Below are 22,554 nucleotides of genomic sequence, written 5' to 3' on the forward strand. Positions count from 1 at the left end.
TGGCCAATCAGTCAGCCCATAAGCGGCCAGTGCGATGCACAAATATAACGCTCTTGCGAATGCCACCGCCCTGGCATCAGCACAAATACTAATCACATATTCAGGCTGCCCATGAAATAAGCAGGCTGGAACTGATTTATTTTTCCCTTTCAGCTCATGAAGTTACTGGCGTCCCTTTGGACTTGGCACACCGATTGCAGGCCTTCAATGTGCATCGGTCAACGGCGACCGCTGCAGATGGGCGCGACATAAGCGCTTACGTTAGACATCGACGTCGCAAGGATTGCCCTCCGGGATGCACTCATCCCGTGGACGCATTCCGGCGGCGTTTTTTTGCGTCCGAATTCACCAAGCAGAGGGGAACCTGCAGATGAAGAAGATTTCGACGACTGCGATATCGGCAACCGGCATCACCCGCCGGAGCATGCTCAAGACGACTGCAGCGGCCGCCCTCATCGGCGCCGTCAAGACCGCCTTTCCCTCCGGCGCCTTTGCGGCCGGGGCAGGCCCTGAAGTGAACGGCATCAAGCTCGGCTTCATCGCGCTCACGGATTCCGCGCCGCTGATTATCGCCAAGGAAAAAGGCCTGTTCGAAAAATATGGACTTCCGGAAACGGATGTCGCCAAACAGGCGTCCTGGGGTGCGACGAGAGACAATCTCGTGTTGGGCGGCGCAGCCAACGGTATCGACGGCGCTCACATCCTCTCGCCGCTCCCCTATCTCATGCACACCGGCAAGGTGACGCAGAACAACAAGCCGGTGCCGATGGCAGTCCTTGCCCGGCTCAATCTCGACAGCCAGGGCATCTCCGTCGCCAAGGAATATGCCGAAACCGGCGTCCAGCTCGATGCCTCGAAGCTGAAGGCAGCCTTCGAAAAGAAGAAGACCGAAGGCAAGGAGATCAAGGCCGCCATGACCTTCCCGGGCGGCACTCACGACCTCTGGATCCGCTACTGGCTTGCCGCCGGCGGCATCGACCCGAACAAGGACGTTTCGACCATCGTCGTGCCGCCGCCGCAGATGGTGGCCAACATGAAGGTCGGCAACATGGACGTTTTCTGTGTGGGCGAGCCTTGGAACGAGCAGCTCGTCAACCAGGGCATCGGCTTCACGGCAGCCACCACGGGCGAGCTCTGGAAGGGCCATCCCGAAAAGGCGCTGGGGCTCCGCGCCGAATGGATCGAAAAGAACCCGAATGCCGCCAAGGCCCTGCTGATGGCCGTCATGGAAGCGCAGCAATGGTGCGACAGCATGGACAACAAGGCGGAGATGGCGGAGATTCTCGGCAAGCGTCAATGGTTCAACGTTCCGACCAAGGATGTGCTCGGCCGCCTGAAGGGCGATATCAATTATGGCAATGGCCGCGAGGTCAAGGCGACCGATCTCTACATGAAGTTTTGGAAGGACGGCGCCTCATACCCGTTCAAGAGCCACGATGCCTGGTTCATGACGGAAAACATCCGTTGGGGAAACCTGCCGGCGACGACCGATGTGAAGGCGCTGGTCAACCAGGTGAACCGCGAGGACATCTGGCGCGAGGCTGCCAAGGATCTCGGCATCGCTGCTGCCGACATTCCCGCATCGTCGTCCCGGGGCAAGGAAACCTTCTTCGACCGCAAGGTCTTCGATCCTGAAAACCCCTCCGCCTACTTGGAGAGCCTTTCGATCAAGGCCGTCTCCTGATCCCGCCTCTGGCGCGCGAACGGCGCGCCGGCCTTCCATTCCCGTGAGGAGCGCGCTGATGTCCGCCCTGGCAAATAAAGAAAATCCCTCGATCGTCGCCTCTGCAAAGCCGGCGGCGAAGGTTCTGTCATTCTCCGGCAAGCAAGCATCGCGGATCGATTTTCGCCGCGCGGCGCTGACCGCACTTCACAATGTCGTTCCGCCGTCCGTCGTGCTGGCTCTCGTGCTCCTCCTCTGGCAGGCGCTCTGTTCATCGGCGGACGCCTCTCTGCCTTCGCCGCACCAGGTCTGGCAGGATAGCTACGACCTCATCGCCTATCCGTTCTTCAACTACGGCTCCCAGGATATCGGGCTCGGCTGGCGGGTGCTGGTCTCGCTGCAGCGCGTGGCTTATGGCTTCGGCCTTGCCGCAGTCACCGGCGTCATCATCGGGGCGATCATCGGTCAATCGGTCTGGGCCATGCGCGGCCTCGATCCGATCTTCCAGGTGCTGCGCACGGTGCCGCCGCTCGCTTGGCTGCCGCTGTCGCTCGCCGCATTCCAGGATTCCAGCCCTTCGGCGATCTTCGTCATCTTCATCACCTCGATCTGGCCTGTCATCATCAACACCGCCGTGGGCGTCCGCAATATTCCGCAGGATTATCGCAACGTCGCCGAGGTGCTGCGGCTCAACCAGCTCGAATTCTTCTGGAAGATCATGCTGCCGTCGGCGGCCCCTTACATCTTCACCGGCCTCAGGATCGGCGTCGGCCTTTCCTGGCTCGCCATCGTCGCGGCCGAAATGCTGACCGGCGGCGTCGGCATCGGCTTCTTCATCTGGGATGCGTGGAACTCCTCGCGCCTTCCCGACATCATCGTCGCGCTCGCCTATATCGGCATCGTCGGTTTTGCTCTCGACAAGCTGGTGGCCGCGCTCGGCAAACTCGTCACCCGCGGCGCCATGGCCAACTGAGGACCATATCGATGAACGCCTATCTCAAGCTCGATCATATCGACAAGCATTTCGATCGCGGCGGCGTGCGCGCCGAAGTCCTGAAGGACATCAACCTGACGATTTCTCAGGGGGAATTTGTTTCGATCATCGGTCATTCCGGTTGCGGCAAGTCCACCCTGCTCAATCTCATTGCCGGCCTGACCCCGGTTTCGGCAGGCGCCGTGCTTCTGGAAAATCAAGAGGTCAACGAGCCAGGCCCGGAACGCGCCGTCGTTTTTCAGAACCATTCGCTCCTGCCCTGGCTGACGGTCTATGAGAACGTGAACCTCGCCGTCTCCAAGGTCTTCAGCCGAACGAAGACCAAGGCCGAGCGACATGACTGGGTGATGGCCAATCTCGACCTCGTGCAGATGGCCCATGCCAGGGACAAGCGGCCCGCGGAGATATCCGGCGGCATGAAGCAGCGCGTCGGCATTGCCCGCGCGCTTTCAATGGAGCCGAAGATCCTGCTGCTCGACGAGCCGTTCGGGGCACTCGACGCATTGACCCGCGCCCATCTTCAGGATGCGGTGATGGAGATCCATAGCCGGCTCGGCAACACGATGGTGATGATCACCCATGATGTCGATGAAGCGGTGCTGCTCTCCGACCGCATCGTGATGATGACCAACGGCCCTGCGGCCCGGATCGGCGAAGTGCTCGACGTCACCATGCCCCGCCCCCGCAACCGCATCGAGCTCGCCTCCGACCGGACATATCTCAAATGCCGCGAGGCCGTGCTCAAATTCCTTTACGAACGCCACCGCTTTATCGAAGCCGCGGAGTAAATCCCGCGGAGATTGCCAATCGGGCCGAGTTACGCATACTGGCCTGATGCAGCAATCAGAAAATCAACCGGCCGCCATCGATGTCGTGCTCTGGAAATATCCGAAGAACGACAGCGGCGAGAAGCGCTGGATGCAGTGGCTTTCACCGAATGAGCGGGAGCGCGCCGCGACCTATCGCTTCGAGCGCGACCGGACCTCGTTCATCGCCGGCCGCTGTCTGCTGCGGCAAGTGCTGAGCGCGCATACCGAGACGCAGCCTGACAAGCTGCTGTTGCAGGCGGATGCGAACGGCAAGCTGACGGCCGAGGGTCGCGACGGGCTGCAGTTCAGCCTTTCCAATGCCGACGGGCTGGTGGCCGTCGCCGTCACTTCAGAATGCGAGCGCGTCGGGATCGACTGCGAACGCGCCGACGCCGAAATCGAAGCGGCGGCCTTGGAGAGCTATTGCAGCCTGGACGAACGCTATTGGCTCGATCAACTGCCTCCGGGCGAACGATCGCGTGCAGCCGTTGCCCTTTGGGCGCTCAAGGAGAGCCATCTCAAGGCACTCGGGGTAGGCTTGCGTGAAGATCCCCGCAGCGTCGCCTTTTCCTGGCAGGACGGCTTCCCGGTCCTGGTTCAGAGCGGCGAACCGGACCGGCAATGGCATCACCGCCTGATCGAGAGCGGCAGCCAGCACGTCGCCGCGCTGGCCGTCCACTCACAATTTCGCGCCCCCAGCATTCATGTCCTGACGTTTCAGGATGACAGCATGCCGTCCGAATGGCCGGCCCGGAGCTGATGCGACATGGCAGAAGCTGCCTCCGTCGCCCAGACCAGCTGGGCATTGTCAGGCTCGGCATCGAAATGCTGCCGGCCGAGAAGCGTGTTGACGATCTTGGCGCTACGCCACGCCATGAGGCTGAGCTGCGAGTCGGCTATGCCGTGCGAGTATCGGCCGGCGTTCTGTGCAAACAGGCGGTTGGTCCTCGGGCCTGTCCACTGCATCGTGTAGTCGTCGTTCAGGGTGGGGTAGCCGTTTCTGTCGAGGCTGATCCTTTCGCTTAGCGATCCGAGCGCATCCGGCAAACGGAACCTGTAGCCGGTCGCAAGAACCACCGCGTCGGCATGAAGCACCTCTATCCCGCCATCGAAATGGTTGCGGACGATGAGCCGATAGGCATTGCCGTTCCGCTCCATCTGGATCACATCGCGGTTCGGCGACAAAGATGCATTCAGCGTGCTCTGCTCAAGGTAACGCAGCGCATAGAGGCGGCGGTAGATCGAGTGGATCGTCGAAATCGACAGGCCATCGCTGGTCAGGATCGAGTTCTTCAGCGCCGCCTGCTTCTGTTCGCCGCCGAGCTTCAGATAGGCCTGCACATATTCCGGCGAGAAGACCTGGTTCGAAAACGGCGTATCGTTGATGGGCTCGAAATTATGGCGCCGGCTGATCCAGGTCAGTTCCGTCATCGAGCCAGGGTCGCCAAGCAGCGCTTCCACCACCTCGCCGCCGCTCTGGCCGCCGCCGACCACGAAAATGCGGGAAGCGCCGAGATCGATGAGGCGCGATTTGGCCTCGCTATTGTGGAAGCAATCCGCACCCAAGAAGGGTTTTGCCCAGTCGGGCACGAAGGGCGAGGACCCGGTGCCGATCGCCAGGTTGCGCGCTTCTTCCTGGCCGTTGTCGAAGCGCAGGACGAAGCGGTCGTCGCGGTGCTCGACGTCGCGAATTTCAGTCGAAAAGCGCAAACCGTCTACGCCGTTGGCAACCCAGGCGAGATAGCGTGCAAACTCCTGCCGCGGAACGGCCTCGTAATTGGCGTTCAGGAAGGCGTAGAGCCGCTTATGGGCGACCAGATAGGAGATGAAGGACCAGCGGCTGGTCGGCAGGACCGGGGTGACGAGGTCCTTGAGGAAGGACGATTGCAGCTCGACGCCGGGCATCATCATGCCGGGATGCCAGTCGAAGGCGCCGCGCCGCTCGAAGAAGCGGCTGCGGACGTCGGGCACGGTTTCCAGCAGGCAGGCAAGGCTCAGGTTGGAGGGACCGATGCCGATGCCGGCAAGATCGAGCAACTCGTTCAGGGCATCTCTGCGGGTAAAAGCGACGGTCATGCGTTGTCCTTCTCTGTTTCCTTGAGACGCAGGGCAAGCCTTGAGTGGAAGGCCGGAGACCCGATCATGTGCAGGTGGTTGGTGCCGGTGATGATCTCGGCCGCGTGCGCCCGCGGCGACAGGCGGCGCCAATCGATCAGGTTCAGGCCGCGATTGAGGCTGTCGTCGGCTGCCCAGGGATAGATCGGCACGTCATGGGGAACGAGCCGATGCTTGCGGAAGATCAGGGCATTGTCGATCAGCACCCAGAACGTATGTTCGCGGCTGCTGATCTCGGGTCCGTCTGTGGGAAGCGGGTCCTTCTCGTCGCCGACGAAGCGCAGGAACTGCTCGTAGGTATCGGCGTCCATGGTCGAAAGCAGCCGGTCCCATTCCGGGCGCATCGCCGTCTTTTGCAGCCATGCCTGCACGTCGCGATGCAGCGCATCACGCTCGCCCGGCCGGAAGCGCGGTTTGGCGCCGATCGCGAATTCCGATCCGAGATCGCAGACATCCACCATCGCCATCATCCGGACGTCGACCTCGTTGGCGAGAGTGCGGGCAGCCTCATAGGCCAGAAGCCCGCCCCAGGACCAGCCGAGAAAGTAGCAGGGCGCACCTTTACTATGCGTTCTGATGTAATCGACATAGCTCTCTATGATCTCTTCAACGGGCGCGCCGACTTCCTTCTTCTCGGACAGCGAGTGGCAAATGAAGCCAGTCGCCGGCTGGTCGGCGCCGAGATAATCGACGAGTTTCACATATTCGCGGGTGCTGACGAGAAGCCCCGGGAAGCAATAGAGCCGCGGCTTGGCCCCTGAAGCGCGCAGCACGATCACCTCGGAGAGATCTCGCTCCTCCCCCTGTTCCATCACGCCGGCAAAGGCGCGGATGGTCGGGTTATTGAAGATATCTGCGACGGTCAGCGGAACCTTCGGCCGGCGCTGCCGCAGCTGCGTGAGGATGCGGATCGCGCCCAGCGAATTGCCGCCGATGGCGAAGAAATTGTCCTCGACGCTGATCGCCTCCAGCTTGAGAACCTGGCGCCAGACATCCAGCACCTCTTCTTCGAGCGCAGTCACCGGCTCGACGATGGCGCGCTTGACGGGCTGGGGCGCGGGCAGCGCGAAGCGGTCGAGCTTGCTGTTCGGATTGGTCGGCATCTTTTCGAGTTCAACCACGGCCGCCGGCACCATGTAGGACGGCAGGCTGCGCTCGAGTCCGGCGCGGACCGTCTCGACGTCGAGCCTCTCGTCCTTCTTCCGAACGACATAGGCGACCAGCGCCTTTTCGCCGGCATCGTCGTCGCGCAGCACGACGAGGGCCTCACCGACGCCGGGCTGCTGGAGGAGTGCTGCTTCGATCTCGCCGAGTTCGATGCGATAACCGCGCAGCTTCACCTGATGATCGACGCGGCCGACGAACTCGACGGTTCCGTCCTCGCGCCAGCGCGTCAGGTCGCCGGAGCGATAAAGCCGGCCGCCTTCCTTGGAGAATGGGTCGGGAATGAAGCGGTCCGCCGTCGTATCCGGCTTGCCAATATAGCCGCGGGCAATGCCCTCGCCGCCGATATAGAGCTCGCCGGTCACGCCGATCGGGCACAGATTGAGGTCGGGATCGAGCACATAGACGCGCCGGAGCCCGACGGCGCGTCCGAGCGGCGCATAGACGCCCTGGAACCTGGTGCCGGCCCGCACCTTCCAGACCATCGGGGTCATGATCGTTTCCGTGGGACCATAGCCGTTGATCAGCCATTCCGATTTCAGCGCCCGCGACAGAAGATCGAAGGTCGATTGCGCGAGCCCCTCGCCGCCGAAGGAATAGAGCCGCATCGGCGGGGCGCCGTCGGTAATGTCGGCCCATTCCGCCAGCTGCTGCAGATAGGTCGTGGGAATGCTGGCATTGTTGGCGCCATGCTTGCGCATCGCCGTCAGCGTTTCTTCCGGCGTCCAGAGCGGCTGGTCGGGAAGGATGATGCTGCCGCCCTCCATCAGCGGGTTCATCCAGCGCTCATGGCCGCCGTCCGAACTGAAGGGCAGGAAGGGCAGCTCGCGGGACTCCGAGCTCATGCCATAGACCCGCGAGGTATTCTGCAGATGGTGCGTCAGCGGCCCGTGCTCGACGGCGACACCTTTCGGCAATCCCGTCGATCCCGAGGTGTACATGACATAAGCGAGCTGATCCTTGTGCGTGGGAATATAGAGCGGCGTGTCCGGCTCGCCGTCGAGGTCGAGCTTGTCTAGTTCTAGGACGATGGCGTCGAGCTCTTCCGGCAGGCGGTGGCGCAGCCAGCTGTGGGTGAGGACGATCTTCACCCCGCCGTCGCGCAGGATGTGATGGTTGCGCGCCGGCGGATGATCGGGCTCGACCGGGATGTAAGCACCGCCCGCCTTCAGCGTGGCGAGAATGCCAACGATCGCCTCCGGCGAACGCTTGATGAAGATCGCGACCGTCACTTCGGCGCGGACACCGAGCTGCCGCAGCCGATGCCCGAGGCTGTTCGTGCTCGCCTCCAGCCAGCCATGGCTCCACGCCTCGTCGCCATAAACGATCGCGGTCTTCTCCGGCGTGCGGCGCGAATGGGCCGAGATCAGTTCGTGCACCGGCCGGTCGTCGTTGACGACATCATCCTCATAGGGCGCCGACAGCCAATCGAGCTCGTCGCTGCCCATGAGCTCGATATCCTTGATCTTGAGATCCGGCTTTACGACGATCTGCTCCAGCACCAGGCAGAAATGCCTGGCGACACGGGCAACCAGGGCGCCGTCGTAGAGATCCTGGGCATAATCGATCAGCCCGTACGCGGCGCCATCTGTGCGAGCCTCGATCATGAGGGAAAGCTCGCTATCGGCGCGCGCGCCCAGCGGTTCCAGGTTCGTCGCCTGCCTCGGAACCGGATAGGGCTCGCGGAATTCGAACAGCGCCTTGACCACGGCTTCCTGTGCCGCCGCTTCGTCGACGACCAACTCCTGCGTGATGCGCTCCAGCGGCACGAGGCGGGCAAGCCCCTCCTGCGTCACCGACGAGATTGCCGCAACGACATCATCGAGAGAGTGCCGGGAGGTCAGGGAAAGCACGAGGGGAAGAACCTGTGCGGCGCGGCCACGGCTGGCGAAATGCTCGGTGCCGGGGCGGGCGATCAGCAGCCCGGTCAGCAAAGCATAGTTGCCGCTGTAGCGCGCCAGCAGCGCGCAGAAGGCGGCGTGAAGCACGCGCTCGATCTGGTATCTCTTGCTCTCCGCATGCCGTTCGAGCTTGGCCCAGAGGTTGGGCTCGATCGCAAACCGATGCTCAGCACGCGCCACGCCGGCAAGCCCGCCGCTGTTGAAGCGGGTGGGAAAGGTCGAGGCCGCGTAGTCGAGACCGATCGTGTCGCGCCAATAGGCAAGCGCTTTGCGCGCTTCATCCGTCTCCAGCCATTCCTCCTCCCGCGTCCCGGCCGAGATTTCCGCCGGCTGCACGTCGCCGGCGGGTTCACCATCGAGAATGCGCGCCAGCGAGGCTGCAAGAACGGATTTTTCCCGGTCGTCTGAGATGATCGGATGCAGCACGATCGTCAGCAGCGACTGCCCGTCGGCAAGCTGGATGATCTGGATGCGCGCGCCCGGCCCGTCCAGCAGATCGAAGCGTCTGTCGCGAAAGGCTTTCCGCGCAGCCAAGGCCTCAGCCTCGGAAAGAGCAGCACCTTCTTTGCCGAGGATTTCGATCGGCACGGCGTTCGATGCGCCGCGATATTGCTCGATGCGCCCGCCCGCCAGCCGGCGGAAACGAGTGGAAAGCGACGGGTTCTCAGCCACGAGCGCGCGGCAGGCGCCGGCGATCGTCTCGACGCCGGTCGCGGCACTCAATCGCAGCCCGATGACCTGATCGGGAAAGACCGTGTAATTGCCGATCTGCTCCAGCGACCAGATGCGCTTCTGCGCGATCGTCAGCGGAAAACTCTCGAAGACGGCATCCACAGCGTCGGTCGGGCGGGCATCGGCGAAATTGGTAATCTGCTTGTTCATCTTGCCATCCAGACGTTTTCAGAGACGCGCATCGGCTGCCATGGCCGAGCGCAGGGAGAGCGGGCGAGGATCGGCCCAGATGTCGCGGATATGGGCGAGGCATTCCTGGCGCGAACCGGCAAAACCCGCCGGCTGCCAGGTCACTGGAATCCGCTTGTCCTGCGGCCAGACCGAGTAGTGATGCTCGGTGTCGTGGACGACGATCCAGAGATCGTCGCGGGGCTCAAGATTGTCCATTCGAAGCTCCTGCAGAGATTGACGTCATTCGCAAATGACGGATCCCGCCTGCTGGAGTTTAGAAAATTGCTGAGAATTTTTTTCTTCGTTTACCCCTAAATCCGCCCAAGGATGGATCGTCATTCTATCAAATCGCCACAGGAGCGGGCTTCATGCTCGCAGCATCAAAAGCCCTGCCGATCAAGGAGAACATCATGGATTTCGACGCCGCCAAGCAAAGGCGGGCTCTACAGGCGCGCAGCTATGTCAGGCTCGCCCCCAATATCGTCCATCTCCACACCGTGCGCGGGAATCACGAAGTCGCCCTCGAAGTCGAAGCCGGCATCGCCTCGCTGACCTTCTACGAGGGAAATCCCGTGCAATCGGCCGAGCTTCTCATGGCAGCCGCCGAAGCGGTGACGGCGCAAGATCGGTCGATCAAATCGGTCGCTTTCGAAGGCCATAAGGCCAGCCTTCCCCGGCACATCTCAGGCACCGATGGACGGCTCGATTCCGCTATCCTCTGGCAATGGCCCTCGCTGTGGCTGCCGCAGATGTCCTATCCGCTGCCGCCGGTGCAGCAGATGACCGCGGGGCGCTATCATCCGCGCCGGCCGGCAAAGCCGAAAGGCACGGTCTACCAGCGCTTCATCCCGTGGCTGGAGCGGGACATCAGCTTCAGGGTGGCCGATCCCGAGACCGATCTTGCGGCCTTTAACCGTTGGATGAACGACGAGCAGGTCAACACGATCTGGGAGGATGCGGGCTCGATCGACAAGCACCGGGAGATCCTGGAGGCGAGGATCGCCGATCCGCATGTCCTGCCACTGATCGGCAGTTTCGCCGACATTCCCTTCGGCTATTTCGAGGTCTACTGGGCCAAGGAAAACCGGCTCGGTCCCTACTACGATGCCGATGATTACGATCGCGGATGGCATGTCGCGATCGGCGAGCCCGATTATCGCGGCAAGAAATGGATCAGCGCGTGGCTTCCCTCGCTGATGCATTTCATCTTCCTCGACGATCCCCGCACGAAATGCATTGTCGGCGAACCGCGCGCCAGCCACGAGCAGCAGATCCGCAATCTCGACCGCTCGGGCTTTGCCAAGATCAAGCATTTCGATTTTCCGCACAAACGGGCGCTTCTCGTCATGCTGACGCGCGAGCGTTTCTTCGGCGATCATCTCTGGGTGCCCGCATCATGAACGACATGAGCGAGATGAGCGGCAGCCTGCGGAAACGACGGCTTGCGCCGGAAGATCTTGCCAGCCCGCACCTGTTCAGGCTGCTGCTGCGGCTCGGGCTGCCCGCCATGTTTGGCCTGTCGATCAATGCCGCCCATCACACGATCAACATGGTCTTCGTCGGCACGATCGGGGAGGATCAGATCGCCGCGATCATGATCGTGCTGCCGATCCTGATGCTCGTCGCAGCCTTCGGCGAAGGCATCGGCGTCGGCGTGGCAACCGAGGTCGGGCGGGCGCTCGGCGCCGGCAACCGGTCGAGCGCGAGCACGCTTGCCTCGGTCAGCCTGGCCGCCGGCGTCGCCTTCGGCGCGGCCAGTGCGGCCGCAATCGTCGCATTTCCATCTTTCCTGCTGTTCGGCGCCACGCCAGCCATCGAGCCGCTTGCGCAGCATTACCTGCTCATCATCGCGGTCTCGATCCCGCTGACGATGGCGCAGATCATTCTCGATTTCCTGGCGATCGCCGAGGGCAATGCCCGCTTCAGCATGTGGACGCTGGTCGCCTGCTTTGCGCTGAACATCATTCTCGACCCGATCATGATCTTCGGCTTCGGCCTTGGGCTGCAGGGCGTGGCGATCGCGACAATCCTCTCCCAGCTCGTGGCGCTCTCAATCTACGGCGCCTATCATGCGAGACGGCTCGGCACGATCCGGCTGACGTTCGGCTGGCGGTTCGGCGATCTCAGGCATCTGAGGCCGGTCCTTGCCGTTGGCGCGCCAACGACGCTGACGAGCCTCGCAACCGCTGGCGCAATCGCCGCGATGCTGTCTGTCGCCGGCACCTATCATGGCGAGGACGGCATTGCCGGAGTCGGGATCGCCCTGCGGCTGCTTGCGGTCGGCGCACTCCCTGTCATCGGCATTTCGCTGGGCGCGCAGTCCATCCTGAGCTTCGCCTGGGGCCGCGGGGATATATCACGGGTGCTCTCGGCAACCCGCATGCTAACCGCCGTCACGAGCGCGGTCGGCGGCGCCTACGGGTTGACGGCGATCATCTTCTCCGGGCACCTTGCCTCGTTCTTCACCGACAATGCGTCCGTGGCATCGATCGCAGGCCAGGCGATCGTCGCAACCCATCTCCCCTTCCTGCTGTTCGGCCTCCGGCAGACCGTGCTGATCCTCTTCCAAGCACAGGGCAGGCCGAAAGCCGCCCTTGCCGTAGGCTTGGCGCAATATGGATATCTTCTCTTTCCGTTGCTTGCTTTCCTGCCGCCCTTCTTCGGTTTTTCAGGCCTGCTCGCAGCCATGTTTCTGGCCTCGTCGCTCACCGACCTGCTGTCATGCTTCTGCCTGGCGAGATCACTCAGCGCGCTCCGGCAGAGCTCGGCCGGTGATCTGACCGCACTCCGTCCCTATCCCAGCTTTTGCCCCTGAGAGGATCATCATGAACCTGTCCTTCAGCCCACGCGACCTTGGCGACCAAGCGGCCGACGATCTCTTCACGCCCGTCGATCCCTCGGCCTTCAACGCCGTGTCGCCGCCGATCTTCCAGACCTCGCTCTTCACCTATGACAGTTACGAGGCGATGGAGGATGTCTTCGCCGGCCGGGCGCGCAACTTCATCTATTCGCGCGGCGACAATCCGACTGTCCGTGAATTCGAGCTCTTGGTCGCCCGCCTCGAAGGCGCGGAAGATGGGCGCGCCTTTTCAAGCGGAACGGCCGCCATCACCGCGACCATTCTCAGCCTCGTGGAAGCGGGCGACCGGGTCGTCGCCGTCCGCCACCTCTATAATGATGTCTACCGCCTGCTGGTCAAGCTGCTCGGCAGGCTCGGCGTCACGGTGGATTTCATCGATCCTTCCGACCATGACGAGGTGCGCAAGGCGCTGCCGGGCGCAAGGCTGCTCTATCTCGAAAACCCCTCCTCCTTCGTCTTCGAGCTTCAGGACATCGTGGCGCTGTCGGCCATGGCACAGGAGGCGGGTGTCACAACCGTCATCGACAATTCCTGGGCGACGCCGCTCTTCCAGAAGCCGATCCTGCACGGCGTCGATATCGTCATTCACGCCGCCTCGAAATATCTCGGCGGCCACAGCGATACGGTCGCCGGCGTCGTCGTCGGCACGAAAGAGGCGATCGCCAGGATCAACTCGACCTCCTACCCCTATATGGGCGCCAAGCTCTCGCCCTTCGAGGCCTGGCTCCTGCTGCGCGGCATGCGCACGCTGCGCGTCCGGCTGAAGGAGCATGAGCGCAGCGGACTTCTGCTCGCCGACCGGCTGAAACAGCATCCCGACATCGCCCGCGTTCGCCACCCGGCCTTTCAAGACCACCCCGGCCGGGCGACGCTGTCGGGTTATGCCGGGCTCTTCTCTTTCGACCTCACGCCCGACATAGATGTCGCGCGTTTCGTCAATGCGCTGCGCGAGATCCGCCTCGGCGTCAGCTGGGGAGGGCCGGAAACGCTTGTGGTCCCCGCCAAGGTGGCGCTGCAGATTCCCGACCGGATGACCACCTTCATCCGGTTCGGCGTGAGCGAGCAGACGGTTCGCTTCGCCGTTGGACTGGAAGAACCGGAACTGCTTTGGAGCGACCTGCAGCAGGCGCTGCACGCCGCGCGGCGCTAGGATCCTGCCGATGTTCGTGATCGGCACGAGGGGAGTCAGTGATCGCCGAATGGCAATGCCGCTCCGCCGCCTTGATCATGAAATTAACAAGGGTCCGTGAGACGCCGAGTTCGGCCGCGATGTCCTTCTGCGGCACGCCGTTCAGGCGGTGACGGATGAAGGCGTCGTTGGTGCGCTTCGGCAGCGCCTCGAGCGAAGCCAGCACGTCACGCAGGGTCTCTGCGGCAACGAGCTGGTCAAGCACCGTTGGGACGGGAGCCGTGATCTCCTGGATTTGATCTATCGACCTATGGTTGTTCGTCTGATGGCGTTGGCGGCGGCTCTCATCCAGTGCGAGATTATAGACCATCCGGAAGGCATAGCCGATGGGGCAGCGAATACCGTCGACATTGACCCCATAAGCTTTGATGACTCCGTCCTGAAATATGTCCTCGGAGTATGCCCTTGATTTGAGAACGCTTTCGATCGTCTTCAGGAGCTTATCCTTGTTTTCGATCATTGCGTTGACAACCGCATTCCCGTTCACATCACGATGCGATGCTCGCATTGTCCTGTACCTTTTTACGAATGGAAAATCAGGCTCTGTCTTGCTGGTCGGTTCGGCCTTGGCGCTCCTTTTTCAAAGCGGATGTGCACGATGTGATTGCAGTGTCTATTTTAAGGTGATAACAAGAGTCAAGTTTAAATCCACCGGGCTGAAGGCGAGAAAAAAATGGGACGAACAGTTGAGATCCTGACCGGCAAGGCGGAACTCTGCCGATCGATCATGAGTGCCTTGCCCGACTGGTTTTCGGAATCCGAGGTCATCGAAGCGAGCGCCCAGGCGATCGAGAAGTTGCCGGTGTTCGGCTATATCGAAGCGGATGTCGTCACCGCGCTGATGGCCTTGAAGCCGCACCTGCCTGATGCCGTCGAAATTGCGCTGATCGCGACGCGGCCGGAATATCACGGCCAGGGCGCAGGGCGACATCTCCTCGACGCTGCCGGAGGCTTCGCCCAGAAATCGGGCGCCCGGCTGCTGACGGCCAAGACGCTTGCGCCGCGCGGCCGCGACGAGCCGCAATTCGAGGCGACACGCCGCTTCTACGACCGGAACGGCTTCGTCAGGGCGGAGGTGTTTGCCAAACTCTGGCACGAGGACCATCCGTGCCTGTTCATGATCAAGCCGCTCGCCGGAAAACAGCCGAGCGAGGCCGCGCTTTGAGACGACGGGACTTTCTTCTGAGCGCGCTGGCCATGACGAGCGCACCCGTCATGGCCCGCGCCGCTGATAACGGCGTCGTGTCGCTCGATTACGGATTGGCATCGACGATGATGGCGCTCGGCAGCGTGCCGCGAGCGATCGCCTCGCTCAGGAACTGGTCGGAATGGGTCGTCGAGCCAACCATGCCGCAAGGCGTCGTCGATATCGGCACCACCTCCGAGATCAATCTCGAAGTCCTCACCAGCCTCCGGCCATCGCTCATCCTGAGCACGCCTTTCCTGGCGGCGCTGGATGAAAATCTCTCCCGCATCGCGCCGGTCGCGACCTTCACTGTTTATGCCGAGAACGGCGATGCGCTCGACCGCTCCTACGCCGAAACGCGGCGTCTCGGCGCCATGATCGGGCGACAGAGGCAAGCGGAGGCGTTTCTCGCCCGCGCCGATGCCATGTTCGAGCGGCTGCGCGAGAGGGTGAGGGGCCTGTCCGCGCCTCCTGTCGCCGTTATCAACTTCGTCGACCGGAGGCATGCGCGCATCTACAGCGGCCCGGGGCTTTACGGCGGCACCATGCGGCGCATCGGCCTTGAGAATGCCTGGAAGGGCGAGGCCAGCTACTGGGGATTTCAGACTATCGGACTGGAACAGCTCGCCGAACTCGATGAAGAGGCGCACCTCGTCGTCGTGTCGCCCTTGCTTCCGCCTGATGTCCTGACCCGGCTTTCAGAAAGCCCGCTTTGGGCCAGCCTCCCCTTCGTCCGGCGCCAGCGCATCTCGGTCGTTCCCGGCGTCCTGATGTTTGGAATGGTCCAGGAGGCGCTGCGCTTTTCGACACTGATAGTCGATGTTCTGGAGACTGCCGCCCGATGAAGGCTGAATTTTCCCGCTTCGGCGCGCCAGCACTTGCGGCGCTATTGCTGTTTTCAGGCCTCAGCCTTGCGATGCTCGATCTCCTGCCGGCGCTGCCGCATATCGAAACCAAAGGCGGATACGACGCCCAGCACCTTCTGCTTCTCTATTCCACGCTGCCGCGCATGGCGACGGCCCTGATCACGGGAGCCGCCCTCGCACTTTCTGGGACGATCCTGCAGCAGGTGCTGCGCAATCCTCTCGCTTCACCAACGACGCTCGGCGTCTCGGCCGGCGCCAATCTGGCACTGGTTTCCGTCATGCTCGCCTTTCCCTCACTGGCGGGATGGAGCCGCGACGCGGTCGCGCTCGCAGGAAGTGCGGTTGCCGCCTTCGCCCTCTTTTCGATCAGCGCCCGGCACGGCTTTTCGCCCTTTTCCCTCATCCTGTCGGGCATGATCATCGGCCTCTGGTGCGGCGCAGCAGCGGCCATCCTCATTCTGATGAACGATCAATATCTCTCCGGGATCTTCATCTGGGGCGCCGGGTCTCTGTCGCAGCAAAGCTGGGCGATCCCGCTGTCGCTGCTGCCCAAGGTCGCCCTCGTCGCCGGCCTCGCCTTCCTCGCCGCGAGACCGCTGGCGCTGAGCCAGCTCGGAGATGCCGGCGCAGCGAGCCTAGGTCTGCCGATCAAATGGGCGCGCGGCTTTATCATAGCGATTGCGATTGCGCTGAGCGCCCTCGTCACCAGTGCCGTCGGCGTCATCGGCTTCATCGGGCTGGTCGCCCCGCAGATCGTCCGGCTAGCCGGCGCACGCCGGGTCGTCAGCCAGTTGATCTGGTCGCCCATAGCAGGCGCCGGCCTTCTTCTTCTGACCGATGAGGCGATCAAGCTCCTCGCTCCTGGCGATTTCGTGCCGACCGGGGCCGTCACCGCATTGCTCGTCGGACCGATCCTGATTGCTCTGCTTCCACGCCTTGCAACAGCCTCACGCACGCTCCCCGGCATGACCTCACCACGGCTCGCGATCGGCAGCAAAGGGTCCTCCCTCGTCCTGCTGTTCGCCTCGGTCGTCGCATTGGCGATCGCCGCGATCTTCTTCGGCCGGGCATCAGATGGCGCGTGGACATGGCTGCCCGCCGCCTCATGGAATGAAATCCTCCCCCTCCGCCTGCCCCGGGTCGCCGCCGCCTTCGGCGCCGGAACCGTGCTCGGCGTGACGGGGCTGATCCTGCAGCGGCTGACCGGAAACGAAATGGCGAGCCCCGAGGTGCTCGGCGTTTCGGCCGGGGCGACGCTTGGCGTCGCGACCGCCATGTTCGCCTTCGCCGCACCTGGCCTGACCGTCCAGCTTGCCTTTGCCGGCGGCGGCGCGCTTGGCGTGCTGCTGCTGATCTTCCTCCTGAGCGCCCGTTCAGGCTTCGGCCCGAACCGCGTGCTGCTCGCCGGCATCGCCTTCGGCGCAATGCTCGATGCCGGGATCGGCGTGCTGGCGGCAAGCGGCGATCCGCGCGGCCTGGCGCTCATCCGCTGGATGTCGGGCTCGACCTATTTCGTCGACAATGAGGTTGCCGCAAGCGCCCTCTCAATTGCGCTTGCCTGCCTCGTCGCGGCCTTTCTCGCCAACCGATGGCTTGCGCTGCTGCAGCTCGGCTCGGAGACGGCGAGCGAACTCGGCCTCAGGATCGCACCGGCGCGCGGCGTCTTCTTCGGGCTCTCGGCGATCATGACGGCGGCCGCCACGCTTGTCGTCGGCCCCTTGAGCTTCGTCGGGCTGATGGCGCCGCACCTTGCCCACGGCCTCGGACTTCGCCGCCCTTCCACCCAGCTCCTCGCCGCAGCGCTGATCGGGGCGACCCTGCTCGTCATCGCCGACTGGGCCGGCCGCATGATCGCCTTTCCCTATCAGGTTCCTGCCGGTTTGATTTCGGCTCTGGTCGGGGCGCCGATGCTGCTTTTCGTTCTGCGCCGGCGGCCTTGAGAAGCCGCCTTCATCCCGCCAATGCTTCGGCATCGGCCCCTGCAGGGATGCGCAATGGAGAGGAAGCATCGGTCGCAGCACGCCATACCGCCTCGACGACGTCGACGGGCTGTGTCAAGGCGGTCTCCGACTGCTGCTCCCACGACGCGAACACTTCTGCGACGACCGACGAATAGGCTTCCGGGAAGCCGCCCTGTCGTTCAATCCGTGCGCGCGCCGTATCGCCGAACCGCGTTTCCGGCGCGCGCCCTGGGAGCACGATCCTCACACGCACATTGAACGGCTCCAGCTCGAGCGCGACAGATTCGGTGAACGCGTTCACTGCGGCCTTGCTCGCCGTATAGACAGAGAGGAGCGGGAGCGGCTTGAGCGTTACGCTTGACGTAACGTTGACAACAACGCCTCCCTGCCGCTCCCGCATCTGCGGCAGAAGCGCTTGCGTCATGGCGATCATTCCGAGCGTGTTCGTCTCAAAAATTTCGCGGGCGATCTCCATCGGCGTTCCCTCAACCGCGTTGAGCCAGCCGATGCCGGCGTTGTTTACCAGCACGTCCACAGGACCTGCGGCGTCAACCGCAGCGCGGATGCTTTCAGGTCTCGTGACATCCAGAGCAACGATCTTGAGTTGGTCTGAAGGCGGCAGCAGGTCTTGGCTCGGCGTTCGCATGGTGGCGATCACCTTCCAGCCCTGCGCGAGAAAGAATCTGGCAATTTCCAGCCCGAACCCCGACGAGCATCCTGTAACGAGAACGGTCTTCATATCTGTCTCCTATCTATGCTGACAGCTACAGATGTAGACGGGGATATCGCCACTGAATATCATGCGCGATCCTTGTTTCATTATCAGGAGTATCGATGAGCGATCCTTTGGCTGATATGGTCACGCTACTGCAGCCAACGGCGCGCCATTCAAAGCTCGTCAGCGGCGCAGGGATGTGGCGCGTTGAGCGCCAGGAGACCGGACAGCCCTTCTACTGCGTCGTGCTGGAAGGTTCTTCGCGGCTGAGCGCGGAGGACGAGCAGATCACATTGCGCGAAGGCGACTTCGTCCTGATCCCGGCCGTCCATGCCTTCACGATGTCGAGCCTGGGCGACGGATTATCGCCCGGCATCGATCCCCTCACCGTCACGATGCTTCCTGAAGAGACCCGTCACGGCGATCCCGAAGGGACTCCGAATGCACGCCTGCTTGTCGGCCACTTCGCTTTCGGCTCGCCCGATGCGGCGTTGTTGGTTTCCCTGCTGCCGCGGATCATTCATATCCGCGGCGACAGCAGACTGGCGGCGATCGTACAGCTCGTCACGGACGAAGCCCGCACCGAGCGGCCGGGAAAGAATATGATCCTGGCGCGGCTATTGGAAGTCTTGCTTGTCGAGGCGCTGCGCTCGAATGCCGGGGAGAAAGCGCCGCTCGGAATCCTGCGGGGTCTGAGCGATACACGTCTTGCCCTGGCCATCCGTCGGCTGCACGAAAATCCGGCCAGGGAATGGACGGTGGAGCAGCTTGCCCGAGAGGCGGCCCTGTCGCGGTCGGCGTTCTTCAACCGCTTCCGCCGCACTGTGGGTCTGGCGCCAATGGAGTATCTGATATCATGGCGCATGGCGCTCGCCAAAAATCTACTGAGGCAACGCGATATCGGAATTCAGGAGATCGCCGAGCGCGTCGGCTATGGCTCCGCAAGCGCGTTCAGCACGGCATTCACGCGCTTTGTCGGATTGCCGCCGTCACGATATGCCGAGCAGGCAAAGACCATGTCAAACGCCGCCGCATAATTCTAATCGGCCTCAATGCCGTCCGTCCGGCAGCGGGCAGGCTTCGCCGCAGCCGCCGACGCCAGGCAGGTTATAACGCAGGCAGCAGACCTTGCGGCGGGCGAATTCCAACCCGCATTGCTGGCGCGCCATGCGGATCATGCCGAACATCGGATTGCGCCCGCCGCCCGGCCACTCAGCATCATTCAGCAGCGCCAGACCGCCTTCGACGAGGGCGGGCTCGTGGCGGTGAGCGATCTCTTTCAGGATCCAGGAGAGGTAGGCCGCCGCATTGTTCCAGAGAAGCTTCGGCGCCACGCCGGAATTGGCGGCAATCGCCGAAATGACGGGCTCCGCATGGCCGAGCATCAGCCGGTGAAGCTCGGCCGCCGGATCGACGGCAATCTCGGGACTGTCGGACATCACGAACGCTTCCGGCTCGCCCGTCTCAGCATTGCAAACGAGCGACAGCCGGTCGATTTCCAACGGCAGGGCGATGCGGTTGACGAACATGTGGACGCTCGGGGCGATCGTCAGCATGCTGAAATAATAGAGCGTCCACATGGAGACGATCGCGCGGCGATCGCTGCCCGGAAACTTTTGAGCATAGCGGGCGATGATTCCGTCAAAGACGTCGCGATCGCCGAGATCCCGGCAGGGAACGACCAAGCCCGCCTGCGAGGGAGTACCGAGCAGTTTGCCGCGGCAATAGGCGAACGGGCCGTCGCCCACCAGGCCGTCAAGATCGACGGCCTGGTGGGCGACAGGATGATCGGCGATCGAAGGGCGTGAGGCCGCCCCGTTCATCTCTGCCGCCATGGTGCTACCACCGATACTTCAGGGTGCCGGTCATGTTGCGACCCTGGCCGAGATAGCAGAAGCCCTCGTTGCAGACCGTGTCGCGCTCATCGGCGATGTTGCGGATGGCGAAGGCCGCAGTCAGGCCTTCGTATTTCTTGTCGATTGAACCGAAATCATAAGCGGCGGACGCATCGACATAGAAACCTGAAGGGTTCTTCGATGTATTGGCGGTATCGGTCCAATTTTCGCTGACATAACGGACACCCGCGCCGACTGAGAGACCATGGAAGGGATTGGTTTCCTGGAACGTATAATTGGCCCAGAGGCTGGCGACGTGGGAGGGAGTCACGGCCGGCGTATTGCCTTCGTTGGTACCCGCGGTCACTTCAGAATGGTTGTAAGTGTAAGCCGCAATCAGGTCCCATCCATCGCCCACAGCCGCGCGAGCTTCAAGTTCGATACCCTTTCCCGTCACCTCGCCGAGCGAGTCATAGGCAAGCGTCAGTGGATCGACCAGCACCGGCTTGTTCTTTTCGACGATGTGATACGCAACCGCCGACAGGAGGATATCTGTGCCTGGCGGCTGATATTTGACGCCCAGTTCGTACTGTTCACCCTCGGTCGGCTCCAGAATCTTGCCTGAAGTCGAACGGTTAGTCACGGGATCAAATGACGTCGAATAGGAGACGAAAGGCGCAAGGCCGTTGTCGAAGAGATAAAGCGCCCCGGCCTGCCACGAAAAGGCGTTTTTATTGACGTCTTCCGAGTCGCTCATCCCGAAGGAAGGATAGGTCGTGTCACGCGTCTGGTTGACCCAGGTCTGGCGGCCACCGAGATTGAAGCGCCAGTTCCCGGCTTCGATCTGGTCCAAGGCGTAGACGCCGACCTGGCGCATGTCGGCATCGGCAACGATGAAGTTATAGGCCGGCGTCGCACCCGAGACGCCATAGGTCGGATTGGCAATATCGAAATCGAATGCCGGGTTGGCTGCATCGAAGCCGTAGCCCCAGTTCGACTGGAGATTGGTGTAGTCGAGCCCGAACAGCATCGTATGCGCAAGCGGGCCTGTATCGAACTTCGCCTCGAGCTGGTTGTCGACCTGGAAGACGTTCATCTCGTCCCGGATCGAACTTGCATTGCGGTGCGCGACGGTGCCGGTCCAGCTCGAAATGCCGAGATAGCGGGCGCGAAGGTCGAGGTGCGAGTAACGCAGGTTCTGCCGGAAGGTCAGGCCATTGTCGAAATCATGCTCGAACTGATAGCCGATCTGCTGCTGCTTGACCTTCTGATAGTCGTAGTCGGGATCGCTCTGCCGGATATCGAGAATCTCGCCGCCTTGAGTCGTGACCGCGCCGACATTGGCGTCGGTCTCGTCGGACTGCGCCAGACCATATATCGTCAAGGACGTACCTTCGTCGGGCTTCCAGGTGAAGGACGGCGCGAGGAAGTAGCGGTCGTCGGCAATGTCGAAATTGGTATCGCCGCGGCGGGCGAGGCCAACGATGCGATAGAGGAAATCGTCGTTGTCTTCGCTGATCGGCCCGCCGAAATCGAACATCCCCTGCACCCGATCCTTGGTGCCGTAGGTGATGCCGACTTCGCGGATCGGCTCTTCGGTCGGAAGCTTCGAGATCTTGTTCACGAGGCCGCCCGGCGATCCCGAACCGTAAAGAACGGAAACCGGTCCCTTGATCACCTCCACGCGCTGCTGCTGATAGGGATCGGTACGGAACATGCCGTAATTGATATAGGGCTGGCGCAGGCTGTCACGGTAGTCGCCGACCGTCGTAATGTTGAAGCCGCGGATGAAAATCTGGTCGAAACGCGGATCGAAGCCGTTGGGGCCTGTCGTCACGCCGGCCGTGTAACGCACCGCCTCGATAACCGTCTGGGCGCCGCGCTGCTCGATTTCCTTCTCTGTGGTGACCGAGATCGAGCGCGGGGTCTCGACCAGCGGCGTGCTGATCTTGGTCGTGCCGGCGCTGTTCTTGGCGGTGACAGACGTCCGGTCGGTCTTGCTATCAGAGGCTGCACCTTGAATGACGATTGGCTCCAGTGTCGTCGCGGTGTCACCTGCGGAGGCGCTCTGGGCGGCAGCCGGCGATGCTGCAATGCCGATCAGGACTATTGCGGTCGTCGCACAAAGGCTGTCTCTGTAAATTCGCGATACATTATTAGAAACATTCAAAAAAACACGCGCCATTGCTTGGTCCCTACGTCACGGATGCGGGCGGAACCTATGGAGCGAAGTGGAGCTTGTCAACATAAGATGATTATTTTAGTCACCTTTTATCCGATGATCTGCCTATCACGGCCATTCGCGAACAGGTTGCACGCAGCATCGACACTGGAACGCTGGCACGGAACACCTGCGATGCAGGCTCCGGCCGCGCCTCCTGTCCTTTGCGGAT

General features: G+C 62.4%; 18 protein-coding genes. 11 read left to right on the forward strand and 7 right to left on the reverse strand.

What is annotated here, in order from left to right:
* Positions 1 to 370: 370 nt before the first annotated feature.
* Genes NXC14_RS30985 through NXC14_RS31000 form a run of 4 tightly spaced genes read left to right on the forward strand, consistent with a single transcriptional unit; the run spans position 371 to position 4,226 of the window.
* Entirely contained in the window at positions 371 to 1,684 is a 1,314-nt protein-coding gene (locus NXC14_RS30985) for a CmpA/NrtA family ABC transporter substrate-binding protein (protein ID WP_085781811.1), read from the forward strand.
* A 58-nt stretch (positions 1,685 to 1,742) separates the two neighbouring features.
* Complete coding sequence (gene ntrB, locus NXC14_RS30990; RefSeq protein ID WP_085781812.1) at positions 1,743 to 2,636, forward strand: nitrate ABC transporter permease; 894 nt, start codon at positions 1,743 to 1,745, stop codon at positions 2,634 to 2,636.
* Positions 2,637 to 2,647: 11 nt separating this feature from the next.
* Positions 2,648 to 3,445 (forward strand): ABC transporter ATP-binding protein, encoded by a 798-nt coding sequence (locus NXC14_RS30995; RefSeq protein ID WP_085781813.1) that lies wholly within the window; start codon positions 2,648 to 2,650, stop codon positions 3,443 to 3,445.
* Positions 3,446 to 3,491: 46 nt separating this feature from the next.
* Complete coding sequence (locus NXC14_RS31000) at positions 3,492 to 4,226, forward strand: 4'-phosphopantetheinyl transferase superfamily protein (RefSeq protein WP_085781814.1); 735 nt, start codon at positions 3,492 to 3,494, stop codon at positions 4,224 to 4,226.
* Here the strand turns inward: NXC14_RS31000 and NXC14_RS31005 are convergent.
* Genes NXC14_RS31005 through NXC14_RS31015 form a run of 3 tightly spaced genes read right to left on the reverse strand, consistent with a single transcriptional unit; the run spans position 4,184 to position 9,765 of the window.
* Positions 4,184 to 5,542, reverse strand: a complete 1,359-nt coding sequence (locus NXC14_RS31005) for a SidA/IucD/PvdA family monooxygenase (RefSeq protein ID WP_085781815.1) — start codon at positions 5,540 to 5,542, stop codon at positions 4,184 to 4,186. The two genes, NXC14_RS31000 and NXC14_RS31005, sit on opposite strands and share 43 nt — an antisense overlap.
* Positions 5,539 to 9,528, reverse strand: a complete 3,990-nt coding sequence (locus tag NXC14_RS31010) for a non-ribosomal peptide synthetase (RefSeq protein ID WP_085781816.1) — start codon at positions 9,526 to 9,528, stop codon at positions 5,539 to 5,541. Before NXC14_RS31010 ends, NXC14_RS31005 begins: the two co-directional genes overlap by 4 nt.
* Before the next feature lie 18 nt (positions 9,529 to 9,546).
* Positions 9,547 to 9,765, reverse strand: a complete 219-nt coding sequence (locus tag NXC14_RS31015; protein WP_085781817.1) for an MbtH family NRPS accessory protein — start codon at positions 9,763 to 9,765, stop codon at positions 9,547 to 9,549.
* A gap of 194 nt (positions 9,766 to 9,959) precedes the next feature.
* Between NXC14_RS31015 and NXC14_RS31020 the strand changes: the two genes are divergently transcribed.
* Genes NXC14_RS31020 through NXC14_RS31030 form a run of 3 tightly spaced genes read left to right on the forward strand, consistent with a single transcriptional unit; the run spans position 9,960 to position 13,559 of the window.
* Complete coding sequence (locus NXC14_RS31020; protein WP_198175600.1) at positions 9,960 to 10,949, forward strand: GNAT family N-acetyltransferase; 990 nt, start codon at positions 9,960 to 9,962, stop codon at positions 10,947 to 10,949.
* The gene (locus NXC14_RS31025) at positions 10,946 to 12,364 is read left to right on the forward strand and encodes an MATE family efflux transporter (protein WP_085781819.1); all 1,419 of its coding nucleotides are present in this window, start codon (positions 10,946 to 10,948) and stop codon (positions 12,362 to 12,364) included. Before NXC14_RS31020 ends, NXC14_RS31025 begins: the two co-directional genes overlap by 4 nt.
* Positions 12,365 to 12,374: 10 nt before the next feature.
* Positions 12,375 to 13,559: a PLP-dependent transferase gene (locus tag NXC14_RS31030; RefSeq protein ID WP_085781820.1), complete on the forward strand. Its 1,185-nt coding sequence runs from the start codon at positions 12,375 to 12,377 to the stop codon at positions 13,557 to 13,559.
* On the opposite strand, the gene NXC14_RS31035 is transcribed toward NXC14_RS31030, so the two are convergent.
* Positions 13,450 to 14,106: a sigma-70 family RNA polymerase sigma factor gene (locus tag NXC14_RS31035; RefSeq protein ID WP_085781821.1), complete on the reverse strand. Its 657-nt coding sequence runs from the start codon at positions 14,104 to 14,106 to the stop codon at positions 13,450 to 13,452. The genes NXC14_RS31030 and NXC14_RS31035 overlap by 110 nt on opposite strands.
* A 165-nt stretch (positions 14,107 to 14,271) precedes the next feature.
* Between NXC14_RS31035 and NXC14_RS31040 the strand changes: the two genes are divergently transcribed.
* The 3 genes from NXC14_RS31040 to fhuB are packed head-to-tail and all read left to right on the forward strand — an operon-like array spanning position 14,272 to position 17,590.
* Positions 14,272 to 14,763 carry a GNAT family N-acetyltransferase gene (locus NXC14_RS31040; protein WP_085781822.1) on the forward strand — a complete coding sequence of 164 codons (492 nt, stop codon included), beginning with the start codon at positions 14,272 to 14,274 and terminating at the stop codon, positions 14,761 to 14,763.
* Between the two features lie 32 nt (positions 14,764 to 14,795).
* The gene (locus tag NXC14_RS31045) at positions 14,796 to 15,629 is read left to right on the forward strand and encodes an iron-siderophore ABC transporter substrate-binding protein (RefSeq protein WP_085782074.1); all 834 of its coding nucleotides are present in this window, start codon (positions 14,796 to 14,798) and stop codon (positions 15,627 to 15,629) included.
* Complete coding sequence (gene fhuB / locus NXC14_RS31050; protein ID WP_085781823.1) at positions 15,626 to 17,590, forward strand: Fe(3+)-hydroxamate ABC transporter permease FhuB; 1,965 nt, start codon at positions 15,626 to 15,628, stop codon at positions 17,588 to 17,590. The genes NXC14_RS31045 and fhuB overlap by 4 nt, the downstream gene beginning before the upstream one ends.
* A gap of 10 nt (positions 17,591 to 17,600) precedes the next feature.
* Here the strand turns inward: fhuB and NXC14_RS31055 are convergent, their stop codons facing one another.
* Positions 17,601 to 18,350 carry an SDR family oxidoreductase gene (locus NXC14_RS31055; RefSeq protein ID WP_085781824.1) on the reverse strand — a complete coding sequence of 250 codons (750 nt, stop codon included), beginning with the start codon at positions 18,348 to 18,350 and terminating at the stop codon, positions 17,601 to 17,603.
* Positions 18,351 to 18,445: 95 nt separating this feature from the next.
* Here NXC14_RS31055 and NXC14_RS31060 point away from each other — a divergent pair, with 95 nt between their 5' ends.
* Entirely contained in the window at positions 18,446 to 19,363 is a 918-nt protein-coding gene (locus NXC14_RS31060; protein ID WP_085781825.1) for an AraC family transcriptional regulator, read from the forward strand.
* Positions 19,364 to 19,375: 12 nt separating this feature from the next.
* Here the strand turns inward: NXC14_RS31060 and fhuF are convergent, their stop codons facing one another.
* Positions 19,376 to 20,161: a siderophore-iron reductase FhuF gene (gene fhuF, locus NXC14_RS31065; RefSeq protein ID WP_085781826.1), complete on the reverse strand. Its 786-nt coding sequence runs from the start codon at positions 20,159 to 20,161 to the stop codon at positions 19,376 to 19,378.
* Between the two features lie 4 nt (positions 20,162 to 20,165).
* Entirely contained in the window at positions 20,166 to 22,346 is a 2,181-nt protein-coding gene (locus tag NXC14_RS31070; protein ID WP_085781827.1) for a TonB-dependent siderophore receptor, read from the reverse strand.
* Positions 22,347 to 22,554 lie beyond the last annotated feature (208 nt).

Source organism: Rhizobium sp. NXC14 (assembly GCF_002117485.1).
Lineage (GTDB): Bacteria > Pseudomonadota > Alphaproteobacteria > Rhizobiales > Rhizobiaceae > Rhizobium.

Bases quoted from the DNA above. Each gene is read 5' to 3' on its own strand.
- NXC14_RS31045 (WP_085782074.1), top strand. From the start codon at position 14,796: ATGACGAGCGCACCCGTCATGGCCCGCGCCGCTGATAACGGCGTCGTG.
- NXC14_RS31015 (WP_085781817.1), bottom strand. From the start codon at position 9,765: ATGGACAATCTTGAGCCCCGCGACGATCTCTGGATCGTCGTCCACGAC.
- NXC14_RS30995 (WP_085781813.1), top strand. From the start codon at position 2,648: ATGAACGCCTATCTCAAGCTCGATCATATCGACAAGCATTTCGATCGC.
- NXC14_RS31070 (WP_085781827.1), bottom strand. From the start codon at position 22,346: ATGGCGCGTGTTTTTTTGAATGTTTCTAATAATGTATCGCGAATTTAC.
- NXC14_RS31025 (WP_085781819.1), top strand. From the start codon at position 10,946: ATGAACGACATGAGCGAGATGAGCGGCAGCCTGCGGAAACGACGGCTT.
- NXC14_RS31030 (WP_085781820.1), top strand. From the start codon at position 12,375: ATGAACCTGTCCTTCAGCCCACGCGACCTTGGCGACCAAGCGGCCGAC.
- NXC14_RS31020 (WP_198175600.1), top strand. From the start codon at position 9,960: ATGGATTTCGACGCCGCCAAGCAAAGGCGGGCTCTACAGGCGCGCAGC.
- ntrB (WP_085781812.1), top strand. From the start codon at position 1,743: ATGTCCGCCCTGGCAAATAAAGAAAATCCCTCGATCGTCGCCTCTGCA.
- NXC14_RS31040 (WP_085781822.1), top strand. From the start codon at position 14,272: ATGGGACGAACAGTTGAGATCCTGACCGGCAAGGCGGAACTCTGCCGA.
- fhuF (WP_085781826.1), bottom strand. From the start codon at position 20,161: ATGGCGGCAGAGATGAACGGGGCGGCCTCACGCCCTTCGATCGCCGAT.
- NXC14_RS31035 (WP_085781821.1), bottom strand. From the start codon at position 14,106: ATGCGAGCATCGCATCGTGATGTGAACGGGAATGCGGTTGTCAACGCA.
- NXC14_RS31005 (WP_085781815.1), bottom strand. From the start codon at position 5,542: ATGACCGTCGCTTTTACCCGCAGAGATGCCCTGAACGAGTTGCTCGAT.
- NXC14_RS31010 (WP_085781816.1), bottom strand. From the start codon at position 9,528: ATGAACAAGCAGATTACCAATTTCGCCGATGCCCGCCCGACCGACGCT.
- NXC14_RS31000 (WP_085781814.1), top strand. From the start codon at position 3,492: ATGCAGCAATCAGAAAATCAACCGGCCGCCATCGATGTCGTGCTCTGG.
- NXC14_RS30985 (WP_085781811.1), top strand. From the start codon at position 371: ATGAAGAAGATTTCGACGACTGCGATATCGGCAACCGGCATCACCCGC.
- NXC14_RS31055 (WP_085781824.1), bottom strand. From the start codon at position 18,350: ATGAAGACCGTTCTCGTTACAGGATGCTCGTCGGGGTTCGGGCTGGAA.
- fhuB (WP_085781823.1), top strand. From the start codon at position 15,626: ATGAAGGCTGAATTTTCCCGCTTCGGCGCGCCAGCACTTGCGGCGCTA.
- NXC14_RS31060 (WP_085781825.1), top strand. From the start codon at position 18,446: ATGAGCGATCCTTTGGCTGATATGGTCACGCTACTGCAGCCAACGGCG.